At 61.2% G+C, this 24,286-nt stretch carries 25 protein-coding genes, 1 tRNA gene and 1 pseudogene; 15 read left to right on the top strand and 12 right to left on the bottom strand.

All coding sequences use genetic code 11. The annotated features are described in order from the left end of the window. The 12 genes and pseudogenes from MB02_RS03700 (at position 1) to MB02_RS03650 (ending at position 10,086) form a co-directional block, all read left to right on the top strand. Entirely contained in the window at positions 1-336 is a 336-nt protein-coding gene (locus MB02_RS03700) for a TrbC/VirB2 family protein (protein ID WP_067532729.1), read from the top strand. Further along, complete coding sequence (locus tag MB02_RS03695) at positions 336-602, top strand: VirB3 family type IV secretion system protein (RefSeq protein ID WP_067532726.1); 267 nt, start codon at positions 336-338, stop codon at positions 600-602. Before MB02_RS03700 ends, MB02_RS03695 begins: the two co-directional genes overlap by 1 nt. Continuing rightward, positions 596-3,064, top strand: coding sequence for a conjugal transfer protein TrbE (trbE, locus tag MB02_RS03690; RefSeq protein WP_067532723.1), 2,469 nt, complete (start codon positions 596-598; stop codon positions 3,062-3,064). The genes MB02_RS03695 and trbE overlap by 7 nt, the downstream gene beginning before the upstream one ends. Further along, complete coding sequence (gene trbJ, locus MB02_RS03685; protein ID WP_067532721.1) at positions 3,061-3,792, top strand: P-type conjugative transfer protein TrbJ; 732 nt, start codon at positions 3,061-3,063, stop codon at positions 3,790-3,792. The genes trbE and trbJ overlap by 4 nt, the downstream gene beginning before the upstream one ends. A gap of 40 nt (positions 3,793-3,832) precedes the next feature. Then, positions 3,833-5,143: a P-type conjugative transfer protein TrbL gene (gene trbL, locus MB02_RS03680; protein WP_067532718.1), complete on the top strand. Its 1,311-nt coding sequence runs from the start codon at positions 3,833-3,835 to the stop codon at positions 5,141-5,143. A gap of 5 nt (positions 5,144-5,148) precedes the next feature. Continuing rightward, positions 5,149-6,000: a conjugal transfer protein TrbF gene (trbF, locus tag MB02_RS03675; RefSeq protein ID WP_067532715.1), complete on the top strand. Its 852-nt coding sequence runs from the start codon at positions 5,149-5,151 to the stop codon at positions 5,998-6,000. Continuing rightward, positions 5,997-6,959: a P-type conjugative transfer protein TrbG gene (gene trbG / locus MB02_RS03670; protein WP_067532712.1), complete on the top strand. Its 963-nt coding sequence runs from the start codon at positions 5,997-5,999 to the stop codon at positions 6,957-6,959. Before trbF ends, trbG begins: the two co-directional genes overlap by 4 nt. After that, positions 6,959-8,230 carry a TrbI/VirB10 family protein gene (locus tag MB02_RS03665; protein ID WP_067532709.1) on the top strand — a complete coding sequence of 424 codons (1,272 nt, stop codon included), beginning with the start codon at positions 6,959-6,961 and terminating at the stop codon, positions 8,228-8,230. Before trbG ends, MB02_RS03665 begins: the two co-directional genes overlap by 1 nt. A gap of 15 nt (positions 8,231-8,245) precedes the next feature. Beyond that, positions 8,246-8,467: a DUF2274 domain-containing protein gene (locus MB02_RS03660; RefSeq protein ID WP_067532706.1), complete on the top strand. Its 222-nt coding sequence runs from the start codon at positions 8,246-8,248 to the stop codon at positions 8,465-8,467. Between the two features lie 3 nt (positions 8,468-8,470). Continuing rightward, positions 8,471-8,779: a DUF736 domain-containing protein gene (locus tag MB02_RS03655; RefSeq protein ID WP_067532703.1), complete on the top strand. Its 309-nt coding sequence runs from the start codon at positions 8,471-8,473 to the stop codon at positions 8,777-8,779. 12 nt (positions 8,780-8,791) lie between these two features. Continuing rightward, a pseudogene (locus MB02_RS18140) lies at positions 8,792-8,947 on the top strand (helix-turn-helix domain-containing protein); the annotation flags it as partial. A gap of 65 nt (positions 8,948-9,012) precedes the next feature. Beyond that, positions 9,013-10,086 carry a tyrosine-type recombinase/integrase gene (locus MB02_RS03650; RefSeq protein WP_067532700.1) on the top strand — a complete coding sequence of 358 codons (1,074 nt, stop codon included), beginning with the start codon at positions 9,013-9,015 and terminating at the stop codon, positions 10,084-10,086. 14 nt (positions 10,087-10,100) lie between these two features. Here the strand turns inward: MB02_RS03650 and MB02_RS03645 are convergent. The 6 genes from MB02_RS03645 to MB02_RS03620 all read right to left on the bottom strand — a co-directional run bounded on the left by MB02_RS03645 (position 10,101) and on the right by MB02_RS03620 (position 16,018). After that, positions 10,101-10,176: transfer RNA gene (locus tag MB02_RS03645), tRNA-Lys, on the bottom strand. 93 nt (positions 10,177-10,269) lie between these two features. After that, the gene (gene rodA / locus MB02_RS03640) at positions 10,270-11,391 is read right to left on the bottom strand and encodes a rod shape-determining protein RodA (RefSeq protein ID WP_067532697.1); all 1,122 of its coding nucleotides are present in this window, start codon (positions 11,389-11,391) and stop codon (positions 10,270-10,272) included. Then, positions 11,388-13,478, bottom strand: a complete 2,091-nt coding sequence (gene mrdA, locus MB02_RS03635) for a penicillin-binding protein 2 (RefSeq protein WP_067532694.1) — start codon at positions 13,476-13,478, stop codon at positions 11,388-11,390. The genes rodA and mrdA overlap by 4 nt, the downstream gene beginning before the upstream one ends. Beyond that, a complete protein-coding gene (gene mreD / locus MB02_RS03630) occupies positions 13,478-13,885 on the bottom strand; it encodes a rod shape-determining protein MreD (protein ID WP_407919325.1) in 408 nt (135 codons plus the stop codon). The genes mrdA and mreD overlap by 1 nt, the downstream gene beginning before the upstream one ends. A gap of 143 nt (positions 13,886-14,028) precedes the next feature. Then, positions 14,029-14,916 carry a rod shape-determining protein MreC gene (mreC, locus tag MB02_RS03625; protein WP_067532688.1) on the bottom strand — a complete coding sequence of 296 codons (888 nt, stop codon included), beginning with the start codon at positions 14,914-14,916 and terminating at the stop codon, positions 14,029-14,031. Between the two features lie 55 nt (positions 14,917-14,971). Continuing rightward, the gene (locus tag MB02_RS03620) at positions 14,972-16,018 is read right to left on the bottom strand and encodes a rod shape-determining protein (protein WP_067532686.1); all 1,047 of its coding nucleotides are present in this window, start codon (positions 16,016-16,018) and stop codon (positions 14,972-14,974) included. A 174-nt stretch (positions 16,019-16,192) separates the two neighbouring features. On the opposite strand from MB02_RS03620, the gene mutL reads away from it, so the two are divergent. Beyond that, on the top strand, positions 16,193-18,022 hold the full coding sequence (gene mutL, locus MB02_RS03615) for a DNA mismatch repair endonuclease MutL (RefSeq protein ID WP_067532683.1): 1,830 nt from the start codon (positions 16,193-16,195) through the stop codon (positions 18,020-18,022). Continuing rightward, positions 18,022-18,519, top strand: coding sequence for a hypothetical protein (locus MB02_RS03610; RefSeq protein WP_067532680.1), 498 nt, complete (start codon positions 18,022-18,024; stop codon positions 18,517-18,519). Before mutL ends, MB02_RS03610 begins: the two co-directional genes overlap by 1 nt. Before the next feature lies 1 nt (position 18,520). Here MB02_RS03610 and MB02_RS03605 read toward each other — a convergent pair whose 3' ends face one another. From MB02_RS03605 to MB02_RS03590, 4 genes are all read right to left on the bottom strand, one after another. Then, positions 18,521-18,988, bottom strand: a complete 468-nt coding sequence (locus MB02_RS03605) for a MaoC family dehydratase (protein ID WP_067534057.1) — start codon at positions 18,986-18,988, stop codon at positions 18,521-18,523. Positions 18,989-18,998: 10 nt separating this feature from the next. Then, complete coding sequence (gene ychF / locus MB02_RS03600) at positions 18,999-20,099, bottom strand: redox-regulated ATPase YchF (protein WP_067532677.1); 1,101 nt, start codon at positions 20,097-20,099, stop codon at positions 18,999-19,001. Positions 20,100-20,200: 101 nt separating this feature from the next. Next, positions 20,201-21,190, bottom strand: a complete 990-nt coding sequence (locus tag MB02_RS03595) for an SDR family oxidoreductase (RefSeq protein WP_067532674.1) — start codon at positions 21,188-21,190, stop codon at positions 20,201-20,203. Positions 21,191-21,489: 299 nt separating this feature from the next. Continuing rightward, positions 21,490-21,801 carry a PEP-CTERM sorting domain-containing protein gene (locus MB02_RS03590; RefSeq protein WP_067532671.1) on the bottom strand — a complete coding sequence of 104 codons (312 nt, stop codon included), beginning with the start codon at positions 21,799-21,801 and terminating at the stop codon, positions 21,490-21,492. Positions 21,802-22,133: 332 nt separating this feature from the next. On the opposite strand from MB02_RS03590, the gene MB02_RS03585 reads away from it, so the two are divergent. Next, positions 22,134-22,910, top strand: coding sequence for a 2OG-Fe(II) oxygenase family protein (locus MB02_RS03585; protein ID WP_067532668.1), 777 nt, complete (start codon positions 22,134-22,136; stop codon positions 22,908-22,910). Positions 22,911-22,923: 13 nt separating this feature from the next. Here MB02_RS03585 and pth read toward each other — a convergent pair whose 3' ends face one another. After that, positions 22,924-23,493: an aminoacyl-tRNA hydrolase gene (gene pth, locus MB02_RS03580; protein ID WP_067532665.1), complete on the bottom strand. Its 570-nt coding sequence runs from the start codon at positions 23,491-23,493 to the stop codon at positions 22,924-22,926. 97 nt (positions 23,494-23,590) lie between these two features. Then, complete coding sequence (locus MB02_RS03575; protein ID WP_067532662.1) at positions 23,591-24,229, bottom strand: 50S ribosomal protein L25/general stress protein Ctc; 639 nt, start codon at positions 24,227-24,229, stop codon at positions 23,591-23,593. Positions 24,230-24,286: the final 57 nt, after the last annotated feature.

Raw genomic sequence — 24,286 nt, 5'->3', positions numbered from 1 at the left:
ATGCACACCACCAATCCGACTACGCTTGCGCGCCTGCCGCAGCGGCTCGTTCTTGCAGCAGCAGCCACGCTCATGCTGCCGGTCGCGGCCTTTGCCGCCGGCTCGGGCATGCCCTGGGAAGAGCCGCTCCAGCAGATCCTGGAATCGGTGCAAGGGCCGGTCGCCAAGATCGTCGCTGTCATCATTATCATCATCACCGGGCTGGCACTGGCGTTCGGCGAAACGAGCGGCGGCTTTCGCAAGCTCATCCAGATCGTCTTCGGCCTGTCGATCGCCTTCGCGGCATCGAGCTTCTTCCTCAGCTTTTTCAGCTTCGGCGGCGGAGCGCTGGTCTGATGAGCGCCGGTTCCATCGACGGCTTCGAGGTGCCGCTGCATCGCGCGCTCACCGAGCCGATCCTGCTCGGCGGCGCGCCACGCGGGATCGCGATCCTCAACGGCACGCTCGCCGCCGCGATGGGGCTGGGACTTCAGCAATGGATCGCGGGGCTGCTGCTCTGGCTCGCCGGACACAGCCTCGCGGTGTTCGCCGCCAAGCGCGATCCCGACTTCGCGGCTGTCCTCGCGCGGCACCTCCGCCAGAAAGTCTATTTCGCATGCTGAACCTCAAGGAATATCGTGGCACTGCCGACCGGCTCGCCGATCATCTGCCCTGGGCCGCGCTGGTCGCGCCCGGCGTGGTGCTGAACAAGGACGGCAGCTTTCAGCGCACGTTGCGGTTTCGCGGTCCCGATCTTGAATCCGCGACCGAATCCGAACTGGTCTCGGTCTGCGCGCGGGCCAACAATGCACTGCGGCGTCTGGGATCGGGCTGGGCGCTGTTCTTCGATGCCGAACGCATCGAGGCGCTGGGCTACCCCGACAGCGCCTTTCCCGATCCGGCTTCCTGGCTGGTGGACGAGGAACGGCGCGCGCATTTCGACGGGCGCAAGGGCCAGCATTTCGAGAGCCGCTATCATCTGACGCTGTGCTACCTGCCGCCCGCCGATCAGGTATCGCGCGCGGAACGGGCGCTGCTGGAACGAGACGCGCCGCAACAGGGGCGCGACTGGCGGCAGGAATTGCGCGCCTTCATCGCGGAAACCGACCGCGTGCTCGACCTGCTTTCGGGCTTCGTGCCTGAAATTCGCGCTCTTGACGATGCCGAAACGCTGACATTCCTGCATGGCTGCATCTCCGCCAAACGCCATCCGGTCGCCGTGCCGGACACGCCAATCTATCTCGACGGTCTGCTGGTCGATACGCCGCTGTCGGGCGGGATCGAGCCGATGCTGGGCGATCAGCATTTGCGCACCGTAACCGTACTCGGTTTTCCCAATGCCACCCGGCCTGGCATTCTCGATGCGCTCAACCATCAGGACTTCGCCTATCGCTGGGCGACCCGCTTCATCGCGCTCGACAAAACCGCCGCCAACAAGGCGCTGACCCGCATCCGCCGGCAATGGTTCAACAAGCGCAAGTCCATTGCGCAGCTCATGCGCGAGGTGATGATGAACGAGCCGGTGCCGCTGACCGATAGTGATGCCGACAACAAGGTGGCTGACAGCGATCTCGCCTTGCAGGCGCTTGGCGGCGACCATGTTTCGTTCGGCTACTACACCGCCACGATCACGGTCAGCGATGAGGATCGGGCGCGGGCGGACGAGAAGGTCCGTATCGTCGAGCGGATCGTCAATGGGCTGGGGTTTACCTGCATCCGCGAAAGCGTGAACGCCGTCGAAGCCTGGCTGTCGAGCCTGCCTGGCCATGTCTACGCCAATGTCCGGCAACCGCTGATCCATACGCTGAACCTAGCGCATCTGATGCCGCTGTCCTCGGTCTGGGCGGGGCCGGCGCGCAACGATCATCTTGCAGGCCCGCCGCTGCTCTATGCCGAGACGTCGGGTTCCACACCGTTCCGCCTGTCTACCCATGTCGGCGATGTCGGTCACATGCTGATCGTCGGTCCGACCGGCGCAGGCAAATCGGTGCTGCTGGCGATGCTCGCCTTGCAGTTCCGTCGTTATGCCGGTGCGCAGGTCTATATCTTCGACAAGGGCCTCTCGGCGCGCGCCGCAGTTTTGGCGATGGGCGGCGAGCATCATGCGCTGGGCGAGAGCGACGCGCTGGCGTTCCAGCCCCTGCGCAAGATCCACGATGATGCCGAGCGCACATGGGCCGCCGAATGGGTTGCCTCGCTGCTGGCGCATGAAAAGGTCGATGTCACGCCCGAGGTGAAGGAGGCGCTGTGGTCGGCGCTGACCAGCCTTGCCAGCGCGCCGCCCGAGGAACGCACGCTGACCGGGCTGTCGGTATTGCTGCAATCCAACGCGCTCAAGGCCGCTTTGCTGCCCTACACGCTGGAAGGCCCGTTCGGCCGGCTGCTAGACGCGGCGGAAAACAGCCTCGCGCTCTCCGACGTGCAATGTTTCGAAACCGAAGCACTGATGAACACCGCCGGTGTCGTCCTACCGGTGCTGACCTATCTGTTCCACCGGCTTGAAGAGCGGTTCGACGGACGCCCGACGCTGCTCATTCTCGATGAAGCCTGGGTGTTCCTCGACAATCCGCTGTTCGCCGCCCGCATCCGCGAATGGTTGAAGGTGCTGCGCAAGAAGAACGTCTCGGTCGTCTTCGCGACGCAATCGCTCGCCGATATCGCCGACAGTTCGATTGCCCCCGCGATCATCGAAAGCTGCCCGCAGCGAATCCTGCTTGCCAATGACCGGGCAATCGAACCGCAGGCGCGCGCGGCTTACGAGCGCTTCGGGCTTAATGAGCGGCAGATCGAGCTTGTCGCCCGGGCGACGCCCAAGCGGCATTATTACCTTCAGTCGCGGCGCGGCAACCGGTTGTTCGAGCTGGCGCTCGGTCCGGTCGCGCTGGCGCTGTGCGGCGCCTCCGATCCCGACACGCAGAAGCTGATCGACGAGACGCTCGCCGAGCATGGCGGGCATGATTTCACCGCCGCCTTTCTTGCCGCGCGCGGCTTGCCCTGGGCGACCGACGTGATGACGGAATTTGCCGGCGCACCAAGCGCCGGGCCTGACCTTTCCACCCCCGAACAGAAGGAGTTAGACCTATGAAATCCCCTATTTTCGCGGCCGCCCTAACGGCCACCGCACTCACTGGCGCGGTCATCATGCCGGTTACACCAGCTCATGCGCAGTTTGGCGGCGTCGTGTTCGATCCGTCGAACTACGCGCAGAATGTCCTGACCGCAGCGCGAACGCTGCAGCAGATCAACAACCAGATCCAGTCGCTGCAGAACGAAGCGTCGATGCTGACCAATATGGCCAAGCACCTCCAGCGGCTCGATTTCTCCTCGCTGACCCAGCTCACCCGTTCGATGCAGCGCATCGATACGCTGATGAACCAGGCGGAGGGCATTGCCTTCGATCTCACTTCAACCGAAGCGGCATTGCGCGAACAATTCCCGGACGTGTTCGACACCGCGATGACCAGCGACCAGATGCTGGCGGCGGCGCAGGCGCAGTGGCAGGCGGCGAAGCAAGGCTATCGTCAGACGATGCGTGTCCAGGCGCAGGTGGTCGAGAACGTCCAGGCCGATTCCGGCCTACTGGCCGAACTGGTCTCGCAAAGCCAGTCCGCAAGCGGCAGCCTGCAAGTAAGCCAAGCGACCAACCAGCTTATCGCGCTCTCGACCAAGCAGCAGCTTCAGATCCAGCAGATGATGGCGGCGCAATACCGCGCGGATGCGATCGAACGCGCGCGCCAGCAGCAGGCAATGGACGCGGCCCGCGAACAGACCAAGCGCTTCATCGGCACGGCCACCGCCTACACGCGGCCGTAACCCACCGCGCATCGGACATATTCGAGAAGGCGAAGCCGGGATGGACCCCGATCTCAACATCATCGACCGCTTCATGGAGGCGTTCGGCAATTACATCGACAGCGGTTTCGGGCTGCTGTCGGGCGATGTCGCGTTTCTCACCACGGTCCTGATCGGCATCGACGTGACCCTGGCCGCGCTGTGGTGGGCTATGGACAACGACCAGGATGTGCTCGGCAAGCTCATCAAGAAGGTGCTTTATGTCGGCGCCTTCGCCTTCATCATCGGCAATTTTCAGCGGCTCGCCGACATCATCTATCGCAGCTTTGCCGGTCTCGGCATCACTGCCGGCGGAGGCGGGCTTTCGGCCGATGACCTCCTGCATCCCGGCGCCATTGCCGGGACCGGCTTCGAAGCCGCGCATCCGATGATCGAGAAGGTGAGCGACCTGCTCGGTTTTCCCGAAATCTTCGGCAATTTCCTGATCGTCGTCGTGCTGCTGGTCGCCTGGTTTCTGGTCGTCCTCGCCTTCTTCATTCTCGCGATCCAGCTCTTCATCACCGTGCTGGAGTTCAAGCTGACGACGCTGGCGGGCTTCATCCTCGTGCCCTTTGCGCTGTGGAACAAGACCAGTTTCCTTGCCGAGCGGGTGCTGGGCAATGTCGTCTCTTCAGGCATCAAAGTCATGGTGCTGGCGGTCATCATCGGCATCGGCAGCAATTTCTTCGCCGAGCTTGCCGCGTTAATCGGTCCCGATCCCGATACTTCGGATGCGATGACGCTGCTGCTGGGCGCTTTATCACTGATGGGGCTTGGCATCTTCGGTCCCGGCATCGCCTCGGGCCTTGTGTCGGGCGCACCGCAGCTTGGCGCCGGTGCCGCCGTCGGAACGGCGGCAGGGGCGGCGATCATGGCGGGCGGGGCCGGGCTGATCGGTGCGCGCGCCGCGATGGCCGCAGGATCGGGCGGCATGAAAGCGATCCGCGCCGGCACGGCGATGGGATCGGCTGCATCCACCTCCTACCGGCTCGGGCAGGCAACCTCCGGAAATTCCACCGTCGCGGCAGGTCTTGGCGGCATCGCCAGCACGGCAGGCGGTGCGGCTGTACAGGGCGCGCGCGCGATGGCCTCGCGCGTCGCGGCACCGTTCCGCGACGGCGCCGCAAGAGGCCGCGATTTTGCCATGCGGGGATCGGGTGGCGCGAGCGCCACATCCTCCACTGCTACCGAAAGCGCAGGTGCGCCAGCCTGGGCGCAGCGCCTGCGCAGCGAACAGAATGCCCGACACCGCCGCCACATGGCGATGCAGACCGTGCGCGAAGGCGACCGGCCCGGCAGCGGCGCCAATCCCGACCTCAGCGAAAAGGACTGATTCCCATGTTCTTCAAACGATCCATCCAGCGATATGGGCAGACGCCCGAACCCGAGACGCCCTACCAGCGCGCCGGCCAGCTTTGGGACGAGCGTATCGGCTCGGCGCGCGTCCAGGCGAGGAACTGGCGGCTTGTCGCGTTCTCCTGCCTTGGGCTTACCGGCGTCCTGATCGCATCGAATGTCTGGCAGTCGATGCAGTCGCGCGTTGCGCCTTATGTAGTCGAGGTTGATCGCTTGGGCGAAGCGCGCAGCGTCGCGCCGGCGATCCAGAACTACAAGCCGACCGACGGGCAGGTCGCCTGGCACCTTAGCCGGTTCATATCGAACGTGCGCTCCGTCTCGACCGATCCGGTGCTGGTGAAGACCAACTGGCTCGCCGCCTATGATTTCGCCACCGACCGCGCGGCGACGTTCCTCAACGACTATGCGCGTTCCAACGATCCTTTTGCCGGGATCGGCCAACGCAGCGTTTCGGTGCAGGTGACAAGCGTCGTGCGCGCATCCGACACCAGCTTTCAGGTCAAATGGACCGAGAGCATTTACGAGCGCGGCAGTCTGGCGCGAACCGAACGCTGGACCGCGATGCTGACCGTGGTGATGAAGCCGCCCAAGACCGCCGATGCGCTGCGCAAAAATCCGCTCGGGCTGTTCGTCAACGCGATCGACTGGGCGCGCGAACTGGAAGGCGCGCCGCCCGTAAATCCCGGAAATGAAACACGGCGTCCTGCGCCAACAAGCCTTCCGCAGCCCGCCACCGCTCCCGAGAGCATCGAACCAATGCCGGCTCTGCCTGCGCCTGTGGCCCCCGCCGCGCCTGAATCCGAGGCTTCCGATCAGAAAGGAACCAACCCATGATACGTCTGCTGTTCGCATCGGCCTCCGCCCTGGTGCTCACCGCCTGCGCGGGCAAGACCCCGCCGCCCACGATTCATTATGACGCCGCCGATTTTCGCCCAGCGGCGCGAGGGGCGGAACCGGAAAAGCCCGTCGAAATCGTCGAGACGCCCGTGCCGTTGCCACTGCCTGGCCAGCTTCAACCGCCGCCATCGGTGAAGAAAGACGCCGGTCCACCGACCGCGCGGGTCGATGCCGCGAACCGTGCAGCCACAAAGGAGCCGAGCAGTTCGGGCTATATCAATGCGGTGCAGGTCTATCCCTGGACCGAAGGCGCGCTCTACCGCCTTTTTGCCGCACCCGAGCGCGTCAGCGACATTGCCTTGCAACCTGGCGAGAAGCTGGTGGCGGTATCGGCGGGCGATACGGTGCGCTGGATCATCGGCGATACCAGTAGCGGCGCGGGCGACAATGCGCGCGTGCATGTGCTGGTGAAGCCGTTTGCGCCCGGCCTCGCGACCAATATGGTTATCACCACCGACCGCCGCGCCTATCATCTCGCGCTTGAAAGCACCGATGCCACGTCGATGGCGGCGATCAGCTGGACCTATCCGCAGGACCGGCTTGTGGCGCTACGCCGTCAGAACGCGCGCGCCGAACAGGCGAGCCCCATTGCCGAGAATGTTGCGCTGACCAATCTGCGCTTTCGCTACGAGATTAGTGGCGACGATCCACCTTGGCGTCCGGTCCGCGCATGGGATGACCGCAGCAAGGTCTATATCGAGTTTCCCGCGCGGCTCGATCAGGGCGAGGCGCCGCCGCTCTTCGTCGTCGGACCGCTCGGCGACAACCAGCTCGTCAATTACCGGGTGAGCGGCAATCACTATATCGTCGATCGCCTGTTTGCGGCGGCCGAATTACGGCTCGGCGAGGACCCACAGCAGGTCGTGCGGATCAGCCGGACGGACGGGAGGCAGTAATGGCCGATCCCGTCGAACCCGACGCTCTCGATCCGCAAACACCGGAAACGTCGCGCAAGGCTGCCCCCGATACGCTGACGCTTCGGGCCGCACCGCGCCGTGTCGTGCGTTTCCGCCGCGGTGTTGTTATCGGCGGCACGGCAGCGGGCGCGCTGGCCATTGCCGGCGTCGCCTGGATGGCGCTGGGACCGAAGACGGTCGGGATCGTCAGCGGCGATGACGGCAAGGCGATTACCGAACGCCATACGCCCGCCGACGAGGTAATGAACCTTCCCGGCGACTACAGCAAGGTGACGCCCGATACGCCCATCCTGGGCGCGCCCTTGCCGGGTGATCTGGGCGGACCGATCCTCGAACGCCAGCGCGAGCTTGGCCTCGAACCGGGAAGCACCGCCGCCATGACGCCCGCAGAGCAGGCGGCCGAAGCCGAGCGCCAGCGCATCGCGGCGCAGGCGAGGCAGGCGCGTGAAGCAGGCGTGATGATCCGGTCCGCGGGCGGCTCGCCGGCAGCTTCGATTGCATCGGCATTGGGAAACGCGCCCACACCGTCAGTACCGGGCGCGGATGAAACCGGTCGATCGGACGGCGACCGCGTGGCCCTCGATCCGGGCCGCGATCAGAACAACCAGCAACGCAAACTCGATTTTCTCGGCCAGCAGATTTCAGGCGGCGTGACGAACACCCATGCGCTCCAGACCCCGGCTTCGCCCTATGAGGTGATGGCGGGCAGCGTCATCGCCGCCAGCCTGCTGACCGGGCTCAACTCCGATCTGCCGGGCATGGTCATCGCGCAAGTGACCGAGAATGTGTTCGATACCGTGACGGGCCGAACCTTGCTCATCCCGCAGGGCGCGCGCCTGATCGGCAGCTATGACAGCGTCGTCGCTTTCGGCCAACGCCGCGCGCTGCTTGTCTGGCAGCGGATCATCCTGCCCGATGGTTCATCGATCCGGATCGACAATCTGCCCGCCACCGATGCCGCCGGCTATGCCGGGCTTGAGGACGAGGTCGACTTCCATAGCTGGCAATTGCTCAAGGGCGTCGGACTTTCGACCCTGCTTGGCGTCGGCACCGAATTGTCGATTGGCGACGATGAAAGCGATGTCGTTCGCGCGATCCGCCAGTCGTCCCAGCAATCCGCCGCCCAGGCCGGCCAACAGATCGTGTCCAAGAACCTCAACATCCAGCCCACGATCACCGTTAGCCCCGGATGGCCGCTGCGCGTTCTCGTTCACAAGGATCTAACGCTCCGGCCCTGGGGCGGGCGCTGAGAAAGGAAACGTGCCATGCTCAAGCTCGACAAGCTGCCCGACCGCACGCCGGTCAAGATTTCCATAACGGTGATGCCCGATCTGGCTCACACGCTTGCCGACTACGCCGCGATCTATGCCCGGACCTATGGCGAGAAGGCCGAAGTCCCCGATCTCATTCCCGCCATGCTTGAAAGCTTCCTTGCCAGCGACCGGGCCTTTGCCAAGGCGCGCAAGGAACAGGCGGGGGAGGGCTAGGCCATGTCCGTCATTGGTATCTTCAAGCCCTCGAAGGAGGGAGGCTGGGAAGGCAATCTTCGCACGCTCGGCATCAACGAGCGCCTGCGGCTCGTCCCCAATGACGACCGGTCCTCCGACGATGCGCCCGCCTTTCGCATAATGCTCGGCCGCCAGCGGATCGGCGATGCCTGGGAAGCCTGCACGCAGGACGAGAGGGAGCGCGACTATCTGCGGCTGCGGCTCGACGATCCTGGCTTCGCGCGCCCGATGACCGCTGCGCTCTTTCCCGACGATGACGGCGCAACCGCGCGGCTGATGTGGCGCCGCTGACGGGGGCGAGCGATGAGCCAGGCGAGCGAGCATATCCTGACCGTTGCCGAAGCCGCCCGGCTGCTCAAGGTTCATCCCAACACGGTGCGCAATCTCATCAAGGCGGGCACCATCCCGGCCGCGCGTGTCGGGCGCCAATGGCGCTTCGTGGAGGCCGAGCTTGTCGCCTGGATTCGCTCCGGCTATCCTGATCCCGCACGGACGCAGCCGGGTGCCTCACGAAAGGAGGCAATATGGCACTCTGGAAACGTGCATCGAAATACTATGTCGAGTTCACAGCACCGGACGGAACGAGAGTTAGACGCTCTACTGGAACGTCCGACAGGCGGAAGGCCGAGGAATATCACGACCGGTTGAAAGCCGAGCTGTGGGAAGCGAGCCGACTGAAGAAGAAGCCGAAGCGGACATGGGACGAAGCGGCTTTACGGTGGCTGAAGGAGAAGGCGCACAAGAAGTCCCGCAGGGACGATGTGCAACGCATCCGCTGGTTCACCACCCATCTTCGCGGCAAGCGGCTCGACGAGGTGAGCCGGGACATGATCGACCGGTTGCTGACGACCCGCTTGCCCAAGGCGACGGACGCCACGCGGAACCGATATATGGCGCTCATTCGCGCCATCTTCCGCAAGGCCCAGCGTGAATGGGAGTGGATCGACCAGATACCGGCGTTCAAGGCCTATGGCGAGGGCAGCAAGATCCGGGTGCGGCATCTGACGCACGAACAGGCCGAAGCCCTGCTTGAAGCCTTGCCCGATCACCAGCGTGAAGTGGTGCTGTTCGCCCTTTCGACGGGGCTGCGGCAGGGCAATATTCTCGGTCTGACATGGGACAGGGTCGATATGGCCCGCCGCATGGCCACGATCGGGCATGGCGACACGAAGAACGGCAGCGCGCTAGGCGTTCCGCTCAACGAGGTCGCGCTGGCCGTGCTGCAACGCCAATGGGGCAAGCATCCGACCCATGTGTTCACCTATCGGGGCAGTCCGCTCCGTTCGGCGAACACGCGTAATTGGCGTGCGGCGTTGAAGGCTTGCGGGATCGAGGATTTCCGCTGGCACGATCTGCGGCACACATGGGCGAGCTGGCTGCGGCAGAATGACGTGCCCACCTGGGTGCTTCAGGAGCTGGGGGGTTGGAAGTCGGAATCGATGGTGCGGCGCTATGCCCACATGTCGGTGAAGCACTTGCAGCCCTATTCCGACCTGCTGATTAACGTGCCCCAACTGGAAAGCACGGTAATCCGGGAAACGGAACGGCACAAAACCACCCCCAGTGGCCCCTATGGGCACCTGCGTGTTGTCAAGTAAGTGACTGAAAAGATTGGTGGACGCACTAGGGCTCGAACCTAGGACCCGCTGATTAAGAGTCAGCTGCTCTACCAACTGAGCTATGCGTCCACACCGTTTTCGAACCACGCGATTCGCGTGGGAGGCATCCCTATAGCGGCTGTTTCCGGAGAAGAAAGGGGGCAGTTGAGATAAATTCCCAACCTAGCTGGAAAGCCCGCTGCGCCCCCTCGTTCTGCTCCAGCGATCAATCATCATCAATGTGCCGATACAGATCATGTTCGTCAGCATGGATGAACCGCCATGACTCATGAATGGCAAAGGAATTCCCACCACCGGGGCCAGGCCCATCACCATCATGAGGTTGATTGCAACGTAGAAGAAAATCGTTGCGACCATTCCTGCTGCCAGCAGGCGGGAGAAGCGGTCTGGTGCGCGTTCCGCCACGCCCATGCCCCAGCGAAGCACGATTGCGAAAATCGCCAATACGAATAGCCCCCCCAACAGGCCCCATTCTTCCGCCATTGTCGCGAATACGAAATCGGTGTGAGGTTCCGGCAGATAATTGAGGTGGCTTTGCGAACCGTGGCCAAATCCCTTGCCTGTAAGGCCGCCAGAACCGATCGCGATTTTCGACTGGGTAATATGGTAGCCAGCCCCCAAGGGATCGCTTTCCGGATCAAGGAATGTTGTCACCCGACGGCGCTGATAGTCCTTGAGGCCAAAGAAATAAGCGAGGGGGATCATCACCATGGCAGCCACACCACCGCCTGCGAACCACCTCATTGGCAACCCGGCGAGGAACATGACCACACCTGCTCCGAACGCTATCGCAAGAGCTGTGCCGAGATCCGGTTGCATGAGGACCAGTGCCATAGGCATGGCTACCATGCCGCCCGCCGGGATAAGCGCTCGCCAGTCCCCAACCATATTGGCGGGCAGGTTGCTGTAGAAGCGCGCGAGTACCAGGACGATACCAGGCTTCATGAATTCAGATGGCTGCAGCACAAGAGGGCCGATATTGAGCCACCTCTGGCTTCCACCTCCGATTGCGCCCAGCGCTTCCACCAATATAAGAAGGACGAGAACCGCCACGTACCCCGGATATGCGATGAACTTCACCAGATCGGGGGTTACTCTTGTCATGGCGAATGCCATGATCAGAAAAACGCCGAAACGGATCAGATGCGACTGGGCATAAGGCTGCATATGCCCGCCAGCCGCAGAATAGAGCACACTGGCGCCGAATATCACCAGTGCCGTCAAAGGCAGGATCATCCCCCATGGCAGGCTTGCGATGGGTGCTGGGACAATCGAATGTCTCATTCGTCACCTCCCGCGGCGCCCGCCTGCGAACTGTCGGGCGTAGTCCTGCCATTGCCCTCGCCATGTGAAGCGGCAACCGGTTCGGGAGATGGCGATGTCACTTCGCTGGCGATAGGGCTGGGCTGTGCGGCGGCCCGATCCTCCTGCTCGACCTCGCGAGCGATCGCGGCGTCCCCGCTAGGGGGCTTGGGGGCCGCGCTGCCGTAAGTCGCCGCATAGGATGCGTATCTGGCGGCCAGTCGCTGCTGCGCGGTGCCGCCCCATTGTTTCTCCAGTTCGTGGAGCTTTTCGAGGCCGACTTGTCGGTCGAACAGGTAGGTGACGACGTCGCGCGCGATGGGATAGGCGGCACTGGACCCGCCACCATGTTCGATAACCACGGCTCCGGCATAGCGGGGATTGTCAAAGGGGGCGAAGAAGATGAACAGCCCGTGATCCCTGTATTTCCAGGGGCCACCCTTGCCGCTGGACACATTGAGAGAAACAACCTGGGCCGTGCCGGTCTTACCAGCCATCTGGATGCCATCCAGCGGAATGCGCGCGCGCCCTGCGGTTCCGCGGCCATTGACGACTTCGCTCATCGCATTCTGGATGACCTGCACATGATCGCCATGAAAGCCCATGGATTCAATTTGCGGTTTATCATTGCCGAGTATCAACCTGGGCATGAGCTTGCGGCCGGTCGCAAGGCGCGATGCCATAACGGCCAGTTGCAGTGGGTTGGCGAGCATGTAGCCTTGGCCAATTGTCGCGTTGACGGTGTCATATGCCTGCCATTCCCGGCCATACTTCTTCAGCTTCCATGCGGGGTCGGGAACCGTGCCGTAGAACTGGCTGAGTACCGGCAAGGGAAATTCCTGCCCCATGCCAAGGCGGCGGGCCATGGGGGCTATGACATCCATCCCGAGCTGCTGCGCGAAGTGGTAAAAATAAACGTCGCAACTTTGATAGATGCCTTTGGCCATGTCGACCTGACCATGTCCACGTCGGTTCCAGCAGTGGAATACGCGATTGCCAACACGCAAACCGCCGCCGCAAAAGGTCGATGCGGAGGGATCCAGGCCTGCTTCTAGAAATGACATGGCGACCATCGGCTTGACCGTTGAACCGGGCGGGTAAAGCCCCTTAAGCACCTTGTTGCGTAAAGGAACATGGTCGTCCTCGGACAACATTTTCCATTCGATACGCCCGATACCGTCCGAAAAGCTGTTTGGATCGAAACTTGGCATGGATGCCATGCAAAGCAAGTCGCCGGTCAGGCAATCGACGACTACCACCGATCCTGACTCCAGACCGATCCGGCGCGCCGCATAGTCCTGCAGGGGCCCGTCGATTGTCAATTGGACCGGTTTTCCCTGAATGTCCTCTCGGGTTTCCAGATCGCGCACGATCCGGCCGCTCGCCGTTACTTCCATTCGTCGCGCGCCGGGTTGCCCGCGCAGGATCTTCTCAAACTGCTTCTCGATCCCGTCCTTGCCCAGCTTGAAGCCCGGTGTGACCAGAAGGGGGATCTTCTCCTCTTCGTATTCCTTGGCCGATGCAGTGCCGACATAGCCGATAAGATGCCCAACAGACGGGCCGGTCGGATAATAGCGGCTATAACCACGCTGGGGGACAACACCGGGTAGATCAGGCAAGCGGACGCTGACTGCGGCAAACCGGTCCCAATCAAGCCCGCTGGCGACTTCGATCGGTTGCCAGCCGCTTGAATCCTCGATCTTGTCCTTCAGATCCTGAACTTCGACGGCATTCAGGTGAAGCAACTTGCCAAGAGTGTCGATTTCCCGCGAGGTATCCTGCATTCGATCAGGAATAATATCGACGCGAAAGTCGGCCTTGTTGGATGCCAGTGGGGCTCCATTCCGATCGAGTATCCAGCCTCTGCGCGGCGGGATAAGCGCCAGGTTTACCCGGTTGCTCTCGGCCTCCATCTGGTATTTTTCGTTTTCGGCCACGGAAATATAGGCCATTCGCGCAGCCAGCAGGACACCGACGCCGCCTTGTAATGCGCCAACTATGGCGCTGCGGCGGTCAAATCTGTTTTGCAGTGTCGCTTGAGTGACATGCTGGGTAAACCTGCGCGGCATTACCCGATCGTCCGGAAACGCCTGAGACGGAAGCGGTCCAGTATGGCGACCAGGCGTCCGAACACGGGGAATAGCAAAATAGACAACACGAGTTGTGGTACCAGCAATGACATCAGATTAGGCAGCATCGCACCTGCAATGAACCCGCTTGCAACAATGTAAATCACGATCACGACCGTGGCGACAAGCCATTCCTGTGCGAAGCCGACCCATGGGATCCGTGCTTCGAACTGATCCAGAGCAAGCAGTGTCAATGACCATAACAGGATAGCGTTCCCCAATGGCTGTCCGCTGAACATGTCATCGATCAGTCCCAGCGGGAATCCGGCCCAGACGGGCAGCAGACCGGGACGAACGAGCCGCCACGCCAGAAGCATGATGAAGCCCATGGGCGGTAACAACGGCATTGAAGAAATCAGCGGGAGAAGGGGAGTCAGCGAACCCAATACAATCGAAGCCCACGGCAATATCAAAGCGATCAATGGTGAATGTGCGCGATTTATCTGCGAACCATAGCGGTCACGCCGCGTGGAGGAGCGATATTCCGGCATCAGGGCTGGACCCGGCGCTGCTGTGCGTGAGAAACGGCTTGTGCTTCGGGTTGCCAGATCGGATCGACGGCGACGAAGTCTGTCGCTGCGGGGTCGCTCAGCACCCTTGCAATCGCACCGTCCCGGTTGATCTTGGTCGCAACCGCAACCGCAATGCCCGGGCGATAGAGGCCACCCGCGCCCGAAGTCACGAATACATCGCCAGTCTTGATCGGATTGATCCCGAGATTCACCAGACGCAGCCGCAGGGTGCCGTCGGCACGGCCTTCGGCAAAAGCTACCACGTCACCCTTGACCCGCCGCACCGGGACGAGGCTTTCGCTATCGGTCAGCAACAATACACGTGAACTCGAGGCGCCGGTTTCGAGCACCCGGCCGACAAGCCCTCTGGGGCTGCGTACCGGCATGCCGGGGGCGACTCCATCCGACCTTCCTGCCGAAAGATAGGCGAAACGCCGGGTGCTTGAGGAAGTGGAGCCGATCAATCTGGCCATCACCACCGGCTTCACTGCATCGTCACGCAAGCCCAGCAAGGCTTTCAGGCGGGCATTTTCGGCCCGCACGGCCTCTGCTTCAGCCAGGCGGATGCGTGCGATTTCATTTTCTTCCCGCAGGGCGGCATTCCTGCTCCCGGAATAGAAATATCCGGCAAGAGAAGCGAACAGGCCCTGCGATCCTGTCCGGGCTTCCGCACCCAGTTCTCCGGCCGGTGCGGCGACATCACTCGCAACGCTGCGCAACCCGGAAAACGCGCCCGGATTGAACAACGAAATGGCCAGAAGAGCGGCACCCGCCAGCGCGCCCGCACCGGCCAGAACGTAGCCGGTGAACAAGCTGAACTGAGCCTTGCGAGAAAAGCTCGAGTGTCGAGACGTAGGCGGCGCCATCAGCGCCTGCTCCCTTTCTGGCCGGCGCCGATATCGCGTCGCCGGAATATCTGCATCAGGCGGTCATCAACACGCCGCGAAAGATCGGGTCTTCCATGGCGCGGCCAGTTCCCAGAGCCACACAGGACAGAGGGTCTTCCGCGACACTGACGGGCAGACCGGTTTCTTCCCGCAAATGCTGGTCCAAGCCCTGAATCAGGGCCCCGCCGCCGGTGAGCACGATACCCTGATCCACAATGTCAGCGGCCAGTTCCGGTGCGGTGTTTTCGAGCGCAATACGTACGCCTTCGACAATGGCGCTGATCGGTTCCGACAGTGCTTCTGCGATATTTGCCTGATTGATAGTGATTTCCTTGGGAACGCCGTTCACAAGGTCGCGTCCTTTGAGGGTTATCGGTTCGCCTACACCGTCTTCCGGCACGGTGGCGCAACCATAATCCTTTTTGATCCGTTCCGCAGTGGCATCCCCGATCAGAAGATTGTGGTGGCGCCTGACGTAGGAAACGATCGCCTCGTCCATCTTGTCGCCGCCAGTGCGCACGCTGGTGGTATAGGCAAGGCCGCGCAAGGACAGAACAGCCACTTCGGTAGTGCCGCCGCCAATATCGACAACCATCGAACCGACAGGCTCGGTTACGGGCATGTCGGCACCGATCGCGGCGGCCATCGGTTCGAGGATGAGGTAAACCTGGCTCGCACCTGCGTTGGATGCCGCGTCACGGATAGCGCGGCGTTCCACCGAAGTGGACCCCGACGGGACGCAGATGACGATTTCCGGATAACGGAACATGCTCTTCTTGCCATGCACCTTGCGGATGAAGTGCTTGATCATTTCTTCCGCAATTTCGATGTCGGCAATAACACCGTCACGCAGGGGACGGATAGCTTCGATATTGTCAGGCGTCTTGCCCATCATCATCTTCGCGTCGTCACCAACGGCCTTGACTTTCTTGATGCCGTTGATCGTTTCGATGGCAACCACGGATGGCTCGTTCAACACGATGCCGCGATCCTGAACGTACACCAGAGTGTTGGCTGTACCCAGGTCGATCGCCATGTTCTGGGAACCGAATTTGAAAAATTGGGAAAGAAAAGAACTCATCGACGGATCCGTATGATTTCCGGGCGGGAATCGCAAATTGCGGCCCGGCAAAGGCAGATATGGCCGGGTCCTTAACCCAAAGCACCCGAATAGGCCAAAAAATTGTGTCGAAAGATGTGTGACTTTTGCACCGCTCGTCTCGAATTTGGTGCGTTACGCAGCTAGGATCGTCGGATGCCCGCAATCCGCCGCCTTCCCGAAACCCTCGTCAATCGCATTGCTGCCGGCGAGGTTGTCGAACGGCCATCATCCGCGCTCAAGGAACTGGTGGAAAACGCCATTGATGCCGGTGCTATGCGTATCGCAATTTCGCTGGGCGAAGGCGGTCTTGCGAAAGTGGAGGTCACGGATGACGGTTGCGGGATGTCACCCGACGAGATGTCACTGGCGCTGGAGCGTCATGCGACCTCAAAGCTTCCGGATGAAGCCATCGAACAGGTCAGCACCCTGGGTTTTCGCGGGGAGGCTCTGCCGTCCATAGCAAGTGTTGCCCGGCTGACCCTCGAAAGTCGGACGCGGGATGCGGAACAGGGATGGAAACGCGTGATCGATCATGGGGTCATGTCCGCAGAAGGCCCCGCGGCTTTGCCTCCAGGTACACGGGTTCGAGTGGAGCAGTTGTTCGCCAAGGTTCCCGCGCGGCGGAAATTTCTTCGTACACCTCGCAGCGAATATGCCGCCTGTCTCGATGTCGTGCGGCGACTTGCGCTGGCTCGTCCGGATATCGGATTCTCGCTGGAACACGATGGCAGGCGGATTCTGGCCGTGCAGGGTGGAGAAGGGCCGACTGCGAGAGCAGCCCAGATCGTGGCCCGCGAACTGGACGAGAATGGCGTGGATATTCAATTGGAGCGCGGGCCCATGCAGTTGACGGGTGTTGCCGGTCTGCCGACCTACAACCGGGGCGTGGCAGACCACCAATACCTCTTCGTAAACGGACGCCCGGTAAAGGATCGCTTGCTGACCGGTGCCGTTCGCGGGGCCTATGCGGATATGCTGGCCCGCGACCGGCATGCCGTCCTGGCGCTGTTCCTAGATCTGCCACCGGAAGAAGTCGACGTAAACGTCCATCCTGCCAAGACAGAGGTGCGCTTCCGCGATGCGGCGGCGGTGCGCGGATTTATCGTCTCGGGTTTGCGGCAGGCTCTTTCCACAGGTGATCGCCGCAGTGCTCAGGAACCGGCGGCAGAGGCGATGAGCCGCTGGCAGACAGAGCCCATTGTTTCGGAGCTCTCCCCGGCAGAACCATCTCCCGCCATGCGGTCCATTTTTGCAGGGCGGGACTGGTCTCACCCGTCTGCTGGCGTTCGTGAGGCGGGACAAGCCTGGCGCGCACAGGATGCCGGCGTGACGGACGAACCGTTGGCAGCACCAGCGGGGAGGGCCGAGGAGGCGCAGGATATTCCCGATGAGGCTGCGAACTATCCACTCGGCGTCGCCCGGGGGCAGGTCGCCAATACCTATATTGTCGCAGAAGCAGCTGATGGACTTGTGATAGTTGACCAGCATGCGGCGCACGAGCGGCTCGTGCTGGAACGGCTGCGTGCTGCCGGCGCCGAAGAAGCTGTCGCAGGCAGCCAGGCTTTGTTGATCCCGGAGGTCGTGGAACTCGATGAACCGGCCTGCGACAGGCTGGAGGAGCAAGCCGAACATTTCGGGCGCCTGGGGCTCACCATTGAACGGTTCGGTCCAGGGGCAATGCTGGTGCGAGCCATGCCATCGGCAATCAAGGGAGGGGACCCCCACAAATTGCTGCAAGACCTCGCCGACGATATCGCCCAACACGGGGAGTCCTTGCTGCTCGGAGAGAAGCTGGATCATGTGCTGGCTACGATGGCTTGTCACGGATCGGTGCGGGCAGGACGAACGCTTTCCGTTTCTGAAATGAATGCGTTGCTGCGAGAAATGGAGCGCACGCCGCGTTCAGGTCAGTGCAATCATGGCCGCCCGACATGGGTCAAATTGTCCATGGCGGATGTCGAGAAGCTGTTCGGGAGGCATTGATGCGGTATTTTGCGGTCGTTGTGCTGGCACTCTTGGCGGCCTGCAACGATCCCCTGACGCCAGAGGAACGTGCGGCAAGAGACGAGCGTGATATAGCCATGGTGGTGGAGGCCAATGCCGGCTCCGCCATACCGATTGCCCCGCAACCGATCCTGTATCCCGACATTCAGGCGAATAGCCTCTACGGTACCGGCTGTGCATTTGTTGCAAGCGATGGAGGACTTGGCGCCGTAATGCTGGCCAGGATTGGCGACGGTTACATGAAACTCGATGACAACCTGATCCGTTTCGCTGCCGACAAGGGCAGTGGGGAACTGCCCTTTGGCGCGCATGCCCGCTATGCTGGCAAGAAGTACTCGCTCGAATTGGATCTTGCGTCAGATGAAGGGCGCCAGACGGCAACCGAACGGGTCGATTACAATGGCCGACTGAGTGTCCGCGATCAGAAGGGACATATCGTCTACGACAAGAACGGTATGTTCCAATGCGGCAGTTGACTTAGCTTTCCGCGATGGGAGCATCCGGATTGCGCAGGCCATATAACGCAATCGTAATCATGCTGAGCACTGCCACTCCGTCCTGATTGTACGTGGTCATTCGTGTCCAGAGACTCCCCATTTCCGGGCGGGACCGGCTGCGGCGCTTCTTGACGATTTCCGTCTCCATGCTCAGCACATCGCCGGGATAAACCGGCTTGAGCCAGCGCAGTTCGTCGGTTCCGATACCGCCATGGCTTGCATGTGGGGGCGACTGGATGTGTTCCACGAACATCGCCATCATCATCGAACAGGTGTGCCACCCGCTGGCCGATATACGGCCGAAGTGCGTCTTGGCAGCCTCTTCATCTGACAGGTGAAATGGATGGGGGTCGTACTTCCCGGCAAATTCGATGACTTCATCACGCGTTACTTCGTAGCGTCCGAAACGCTCGCGGTCGCCGATTTCGAAGTCTTCGAAATATATCATGTCTGGCTGTTCAGACATTGAATTTGAAGTGCATTACGTCACCGTCCTGGACGACGTACTCCTTGCCTTCCTGCCGCAGTTTGCCAGCTTCCCGGGCGCCGGATTCCCCACCAAGTGCGACATAGTCTTCGAAGGCAATCGTTTCAGCACGAATAAAGCCTTTTTCGAAGTCAGTATGGATCTCACCGGCTGCCTGCGGAGCCTTGGCTCCTGCGGGAAAGGTCCAGGCTCTCGCTTCCTTTGGTCCCACGGTAAAAAATGTCTTGAGGCCAAGCAGCTCATATCCTGCGCGAATCACGCGGGCCAGGCCCGTTTCCTCAAGTCCGAGTTCGGCGAGGAATTCGCCACGTTCTTCAGGTTCCATGCCAACCAGTTCGGATTCGATCGCCGCCGATACCACCACGGCCTGAGCGCCTTCAGCAGCGGCCTTTTCGAATACGGTGGCGGACAGCGCGTTACCGTTTGCCGCATCTTCTTCCGCAACATTGCAGACATAAAGCACGGGCTTGGCGGTAAGCAGTTGGGCCTGACGGAATACCTGCGCTTCTTCGTCGTCCTTGGGCTCTGTCAGTCTTGCGGGCTTGCCTGCACGCAGCAGTTCGAGTGCCTGACCAAGGACGCTGGCAATGATCTTCGCTTCCTTGTCACCGCCGGTCGCGCGCTTCTGTGCATTGGGAACGCGCTTTTCCAGACTTTCCAGATCCGCAAGCATCAATTCCGTTTCGACGACTTCCGCGTCGGCAATCGGGTCAACCTTGTTCGCAACGTGCTGGATGTCGTCATCTTCAAAGCAACGCAGAACGTGTACGATTGCGTCAACTTCGCGGATATTGCCGAGAAACTGGTTGCCCAGTCCTTCGCCCTGGCTTGCGCCTTTCACCAAGCCGGCGATGTCCACGAACGCGAGCTGGGTGGGGATGATCTTTGCCGAACCGGCGATCCCGGCCAGCTTGTCCAGGCGTTCGTCCGGCACGGCAACCTGTCCGACATTCGGTTCGATAGTGCAGAAGGGGTAGTTGGCAGCCTGCGCCGCTTGCGTTTCGGTCAACGCATTGAACAGGGTCGACTTGCCGACATTGGGCAGGCCTACGATTCCGCAACGGAAACCCATTGTTACTCCTTCGCCATAAGGTCGCGATCGTCAGGCACAATGCCTCCGGTCAGGGCAGGGCGCTTATACGCTTTGTCCGTGGAATCAAGGTTGGAAGCCGATCAGGCACCATGGACCTTTCGTGCGGCAGGACCGAATGGGCCACTTCCCAACATCGATAGCTGGACCTCTGCACAGACCTGATTGATAGGCTCCTGTGGCGAAGGCCCATTTGCTACCGCCCGACGTAGCGGACGCTCACCCGGAGCCATCGCAATCAGTTCCGCAATGGCATTGGGGATATCCATCGGATCGTTTTGCGGCGCGCTTGTTGCCGAACTGCCCATTTGTGCGGCAAGGCCCGGGTAGTCAGCCTTGCGCTCTTCCGGTTCTCGTTGCTTGAGTGCCTCCGACGCAGCGTTGGAGTTAGGCATGATCTTTGTGGGATAGCCCCCCGGCTGAATAATGCCGATGCCGACGCCCAGCGGGGCCAATTCGTAAGCAAGCTGTTCGGCCCAGGATTCCACTGCGAACTTGCTGGCCGAGTACGCGCCGAGGCCGGGATAAATCAAACGCCCTGCCTGCGAGGCGACATTGACGATATAGCCTGAACGCGCCTTGCGCATAGCGGGAAGTACCGCCCGGGCCATGCGCTGATAGCCGAAGACATTTGTCTCGAACAGAAGGTGAAAGGCGTCCATGTCCTGCATCTCGACCGGCCCTGTAATCATGATGCCGGCATTGTTGACCAGTACATCCAGAGCCCCGCCTGTCAGCCTTTCGGCCTCGGCGACGCCATCTGCAACCTGCGCGTCGTCCAGCACGTCGATTTCCAGCACTGTGATGTCGAGCCCCTCTTTGCTGGCAAGCAGGCGCAGGTCTTCTGCCTCTGGGCGTGGCAGGTCGCGCATGGTTGCAAACACTTTGGCACCCAAGCGAGCATAATGTTCTGCGCCGAGGCGCCCGAAGCCGGAAGAGGTGCCTGTGACCAATATTGATTTGCCGGACAGATCCGGTTGACCCGTCCGGGCGGTTGCAGTCGACGGTATCGCTGCAAGCGCGGTTGCCGCGGCGCCTCCGGCCAGGATGGTACGGCGATCGAAATCTGGCATGAACTTTCTCCCGTTCGGCAGGTCTCTGTTCCACTGGACTTGCGCTGGAGGGTTTATGGCCTCCATCGCGCCCCGACGGCAAGTCTGAGGCCACTCCCTCCATACCAACGGAAACTTTGGCTTCGACAGATAATAGCCGTGCGTCAGGGCTTTGGCCGGACAGTCATCCTGGGTCAGCTTATCGCGGGCTCAAGGAGCGGGCAAAACGGGCATGGCAATAAAAAACGCCCCTTCCACAGGGGAAGGGGCGCCAATACATCCGGGAGCTATCCTCAGATGAACTTGTCAGATGGCCGGCTTCATGCCTTGCCAAGAGCCTTGCGGCGACGGAGCGCGGCAAGGCCGATAAGCCCCGCAGCGGCCATGCCCAGCATGCCCGGCTCAGGCACTTCGTTGCCGGAAGAAGTCGATGTGGTGGACGTGGTAGTTGAACTACCCGAAGTCGTCGAACCACCACACTGGGAATCGCCGATCCGGTCACCACAGCCGCAATAGTGCTTGTGCGAACTCCAGCCACCCGAAGAACCACCCCAGCTACCAAAAGTGGCCATAGCGGGCGAAGCAATGGCGACTGTGCCAAGTGCCCCAAGCGCCAACAGTGTTTTCTTCATATTCGAAATACCCCCTAAGTTCGAAGTCGTCATGATGAATGGTTTACAAAGGAGTTCGCAAAAGGCGTGCCAAGCACGGATTTCTGCGGTATATGAAAGTTAACACCTCTGGATATTCGGTAGAGGTGTCAGCTATTCCGACACTTTGGAGCCTTTGGTCAGGGGTGGCGAAAGTCATCAATGTCATAAGTGCAGGGCTGTAATTTTCCGGACGCAGAGTGGGAGGCCATTATTGCGCTGGATCAACGCAAATCGGTGAAAGATCGCCTGTTAAGGCTTGCCTCGCCTCCGCATGCATCGGATAGGGCGGCATACAAACCCTGGGCAGGATTATGACCAACACTTTCAAGAAACTGAATCTCGTCTTCGCCACACCGATCCCGGTTTACGAAATCGCTGATTATGAGCGCATCAATGCGGAGATCATCAGGGAAATCGAAGTTCGCCGGGAAAAGGAACAGGGGATGGTCCGTTCCAACCGGAGCGGATGGCACAGCGATCTGGATTTCTTCGCTCGAAAGGAACCGGCGCACCGCGAACTTGCCCAGAAGATCATGCAATGTCTGGCCGATGCGACGAAGCGTGTCGCCAACAGGGAAGCTCTCGAAAATCTGCGTCTGGAATGTGACGGTTGGGTCAATGTGAATCCTAAGGGCGGTTACAACGTCCCGCACGATCACCCAGGGGCATTCTGGTCGGCCGCCTATTATATTCAGGTGCCGCCACCAGCTTCCGGAGGCATGGCGGGGGCCATCGAATTTATCGATCACCGTTCCGCCCCTCCGGGTCAGGGCATGGTAAAATCACCTTACATGCGCTCGCTTCACGCCATGAGGCCCACCCCGGGAACGTTGGTGGTGTTTCCCAGCACTCTGAAGCACTGGGTACATCCGAACGATGCCGAAGAAGATCGGATTACGATTGCGATCAATGCCAAGATCGGCGTCGATCCGGCCAAGATGAAGCAAGCCAAAGTCGCCGCCGCACATGAATCCAACCGGCAGGTTCCGGGGCTCGACGCTCCCGGCGGGGAAGCGCCTGCTGCGAAGGAGGCGAAGCCTGCGCGGAAGAAGGCTCCAGCGAAGAAAAGGCAACCGGCAAAAACCTGATTGCTGCCCTCAATCAGGGCTGCTGCCGAAGGGCCAGTTCGCTCATGAAACGGGCATCATCGCCGCGGGCCAGCCATTCGGCCTCTGCGGCAATGCCACCCAGCATGGTTGCCAGGTCATCCATTTCCGCCTTGGCGTAATTGCCAAGGACGTATGGCGTGACACGGTCCTTGTGACCGGGATGGCCAATGCCGATCCGGACGCGGCGGAAATCAGGCCCCAGGTGCTGAGCGATGGAGCGTAAACCATTGTGCCCGGCCGTACCGCCGCCGGACTTTACCTTGACCTTGAACGGGGCAAGATCGAGTTCGTCGTGGAACACCGTCAGCGCTGACAGTTCAAGCTTGTAAAAGCGCATCGCTTCCGAAACCGAACGTCCGCTCTCGTTCATGAACGTCGCCGGTTTGAGCAGAATGACCTTGTCGCTGCCGATCCTGCCTTCCTGAACCCATCCGGAAAACTTCTTCTGGATCGAGCCGAAGCCGTGAATATCACCAATGACGTCAAGGGCCATGAAGCCCACATTATGCCGGTGCATCGCATATTGCGGACCGGGATTTCCAAGACCAACCCAAAGCTGCATGCTGGCTCCCTAACCCCAATGTGCATCCAAAAGCAAAGCGCCGGCCACGCATCTGCGTAACCGGCGCCTTTCATTCGACAGAAGAATACCGAAGAGCTTACTCGCCGGTTTCTTCGCTTTCCTCGGTTTCGCTACCTTCAGCATCAGCAGCGCCTTCGGCGCGCTTGAGAGCCGACGGGGCAACGACAGTGGCGATGGTGAAGTCACGATCGGTAATCGCGCTTTCCGCACCGGCCGGGAGCTTGACCTGGCTGATGTGGATCGAATCGCCAACCTCTGTGCCCGTCACGTCGATTTCGATTTCCGAAGGGATCTTGTCCGCTTCGCAAATCAGATCGAGTTCGTGGCGAACAACGTTGAGCACGCCGCCGCGCTTGAGGCCCGGCGAAGCTTCTTCGTTCGTGAAGATCACCGGCACCTGAACTTCCACGGTGGCGTCCTTTGCGAGACGCAGGAAGTCGACATGGACCGGGCGATCCGTCACGGGATGGAAGGCAACATCCTTGGGCAGGGTGCGCACGCTCTTGCCACCCAGAGTGATCATGACGATCGAGTTGGCGAAGTGACCGGTGCCAAGCTGGCGAACCAGTTCCTTCTCTTCAACGTGGATGGCTTGGGGTTCTTCCTTGCCGCCATAGATCACGGCGGGGACACGGCCTTCACGACGCAATGCGCGGGAGGCTCCCTTGCCTGCCCGTTCGCGTGCTTCGGCCGGCAACGTAAGAGCGTCGCTCATCTGCTTACCTTTCAAAACTGGTTGATACATGCATCGCGCCACGCCTCCAGGGATGAC

It is taken from the genome of Croceicoccus estronivorus (assembly GCF_001625325.1).
GTDB lineage: Bacteria > Pseudomonadota > Alphaproteobacteria > Sphingomonadales > Sphingomonadaceae > Caenibius > Caenibius estronivorus.
The sequence above is the reverse complement of the archived record's forward strand: the minus strand, read 5'-3'. Positions and strand labels throughout refer to the sequence as shown.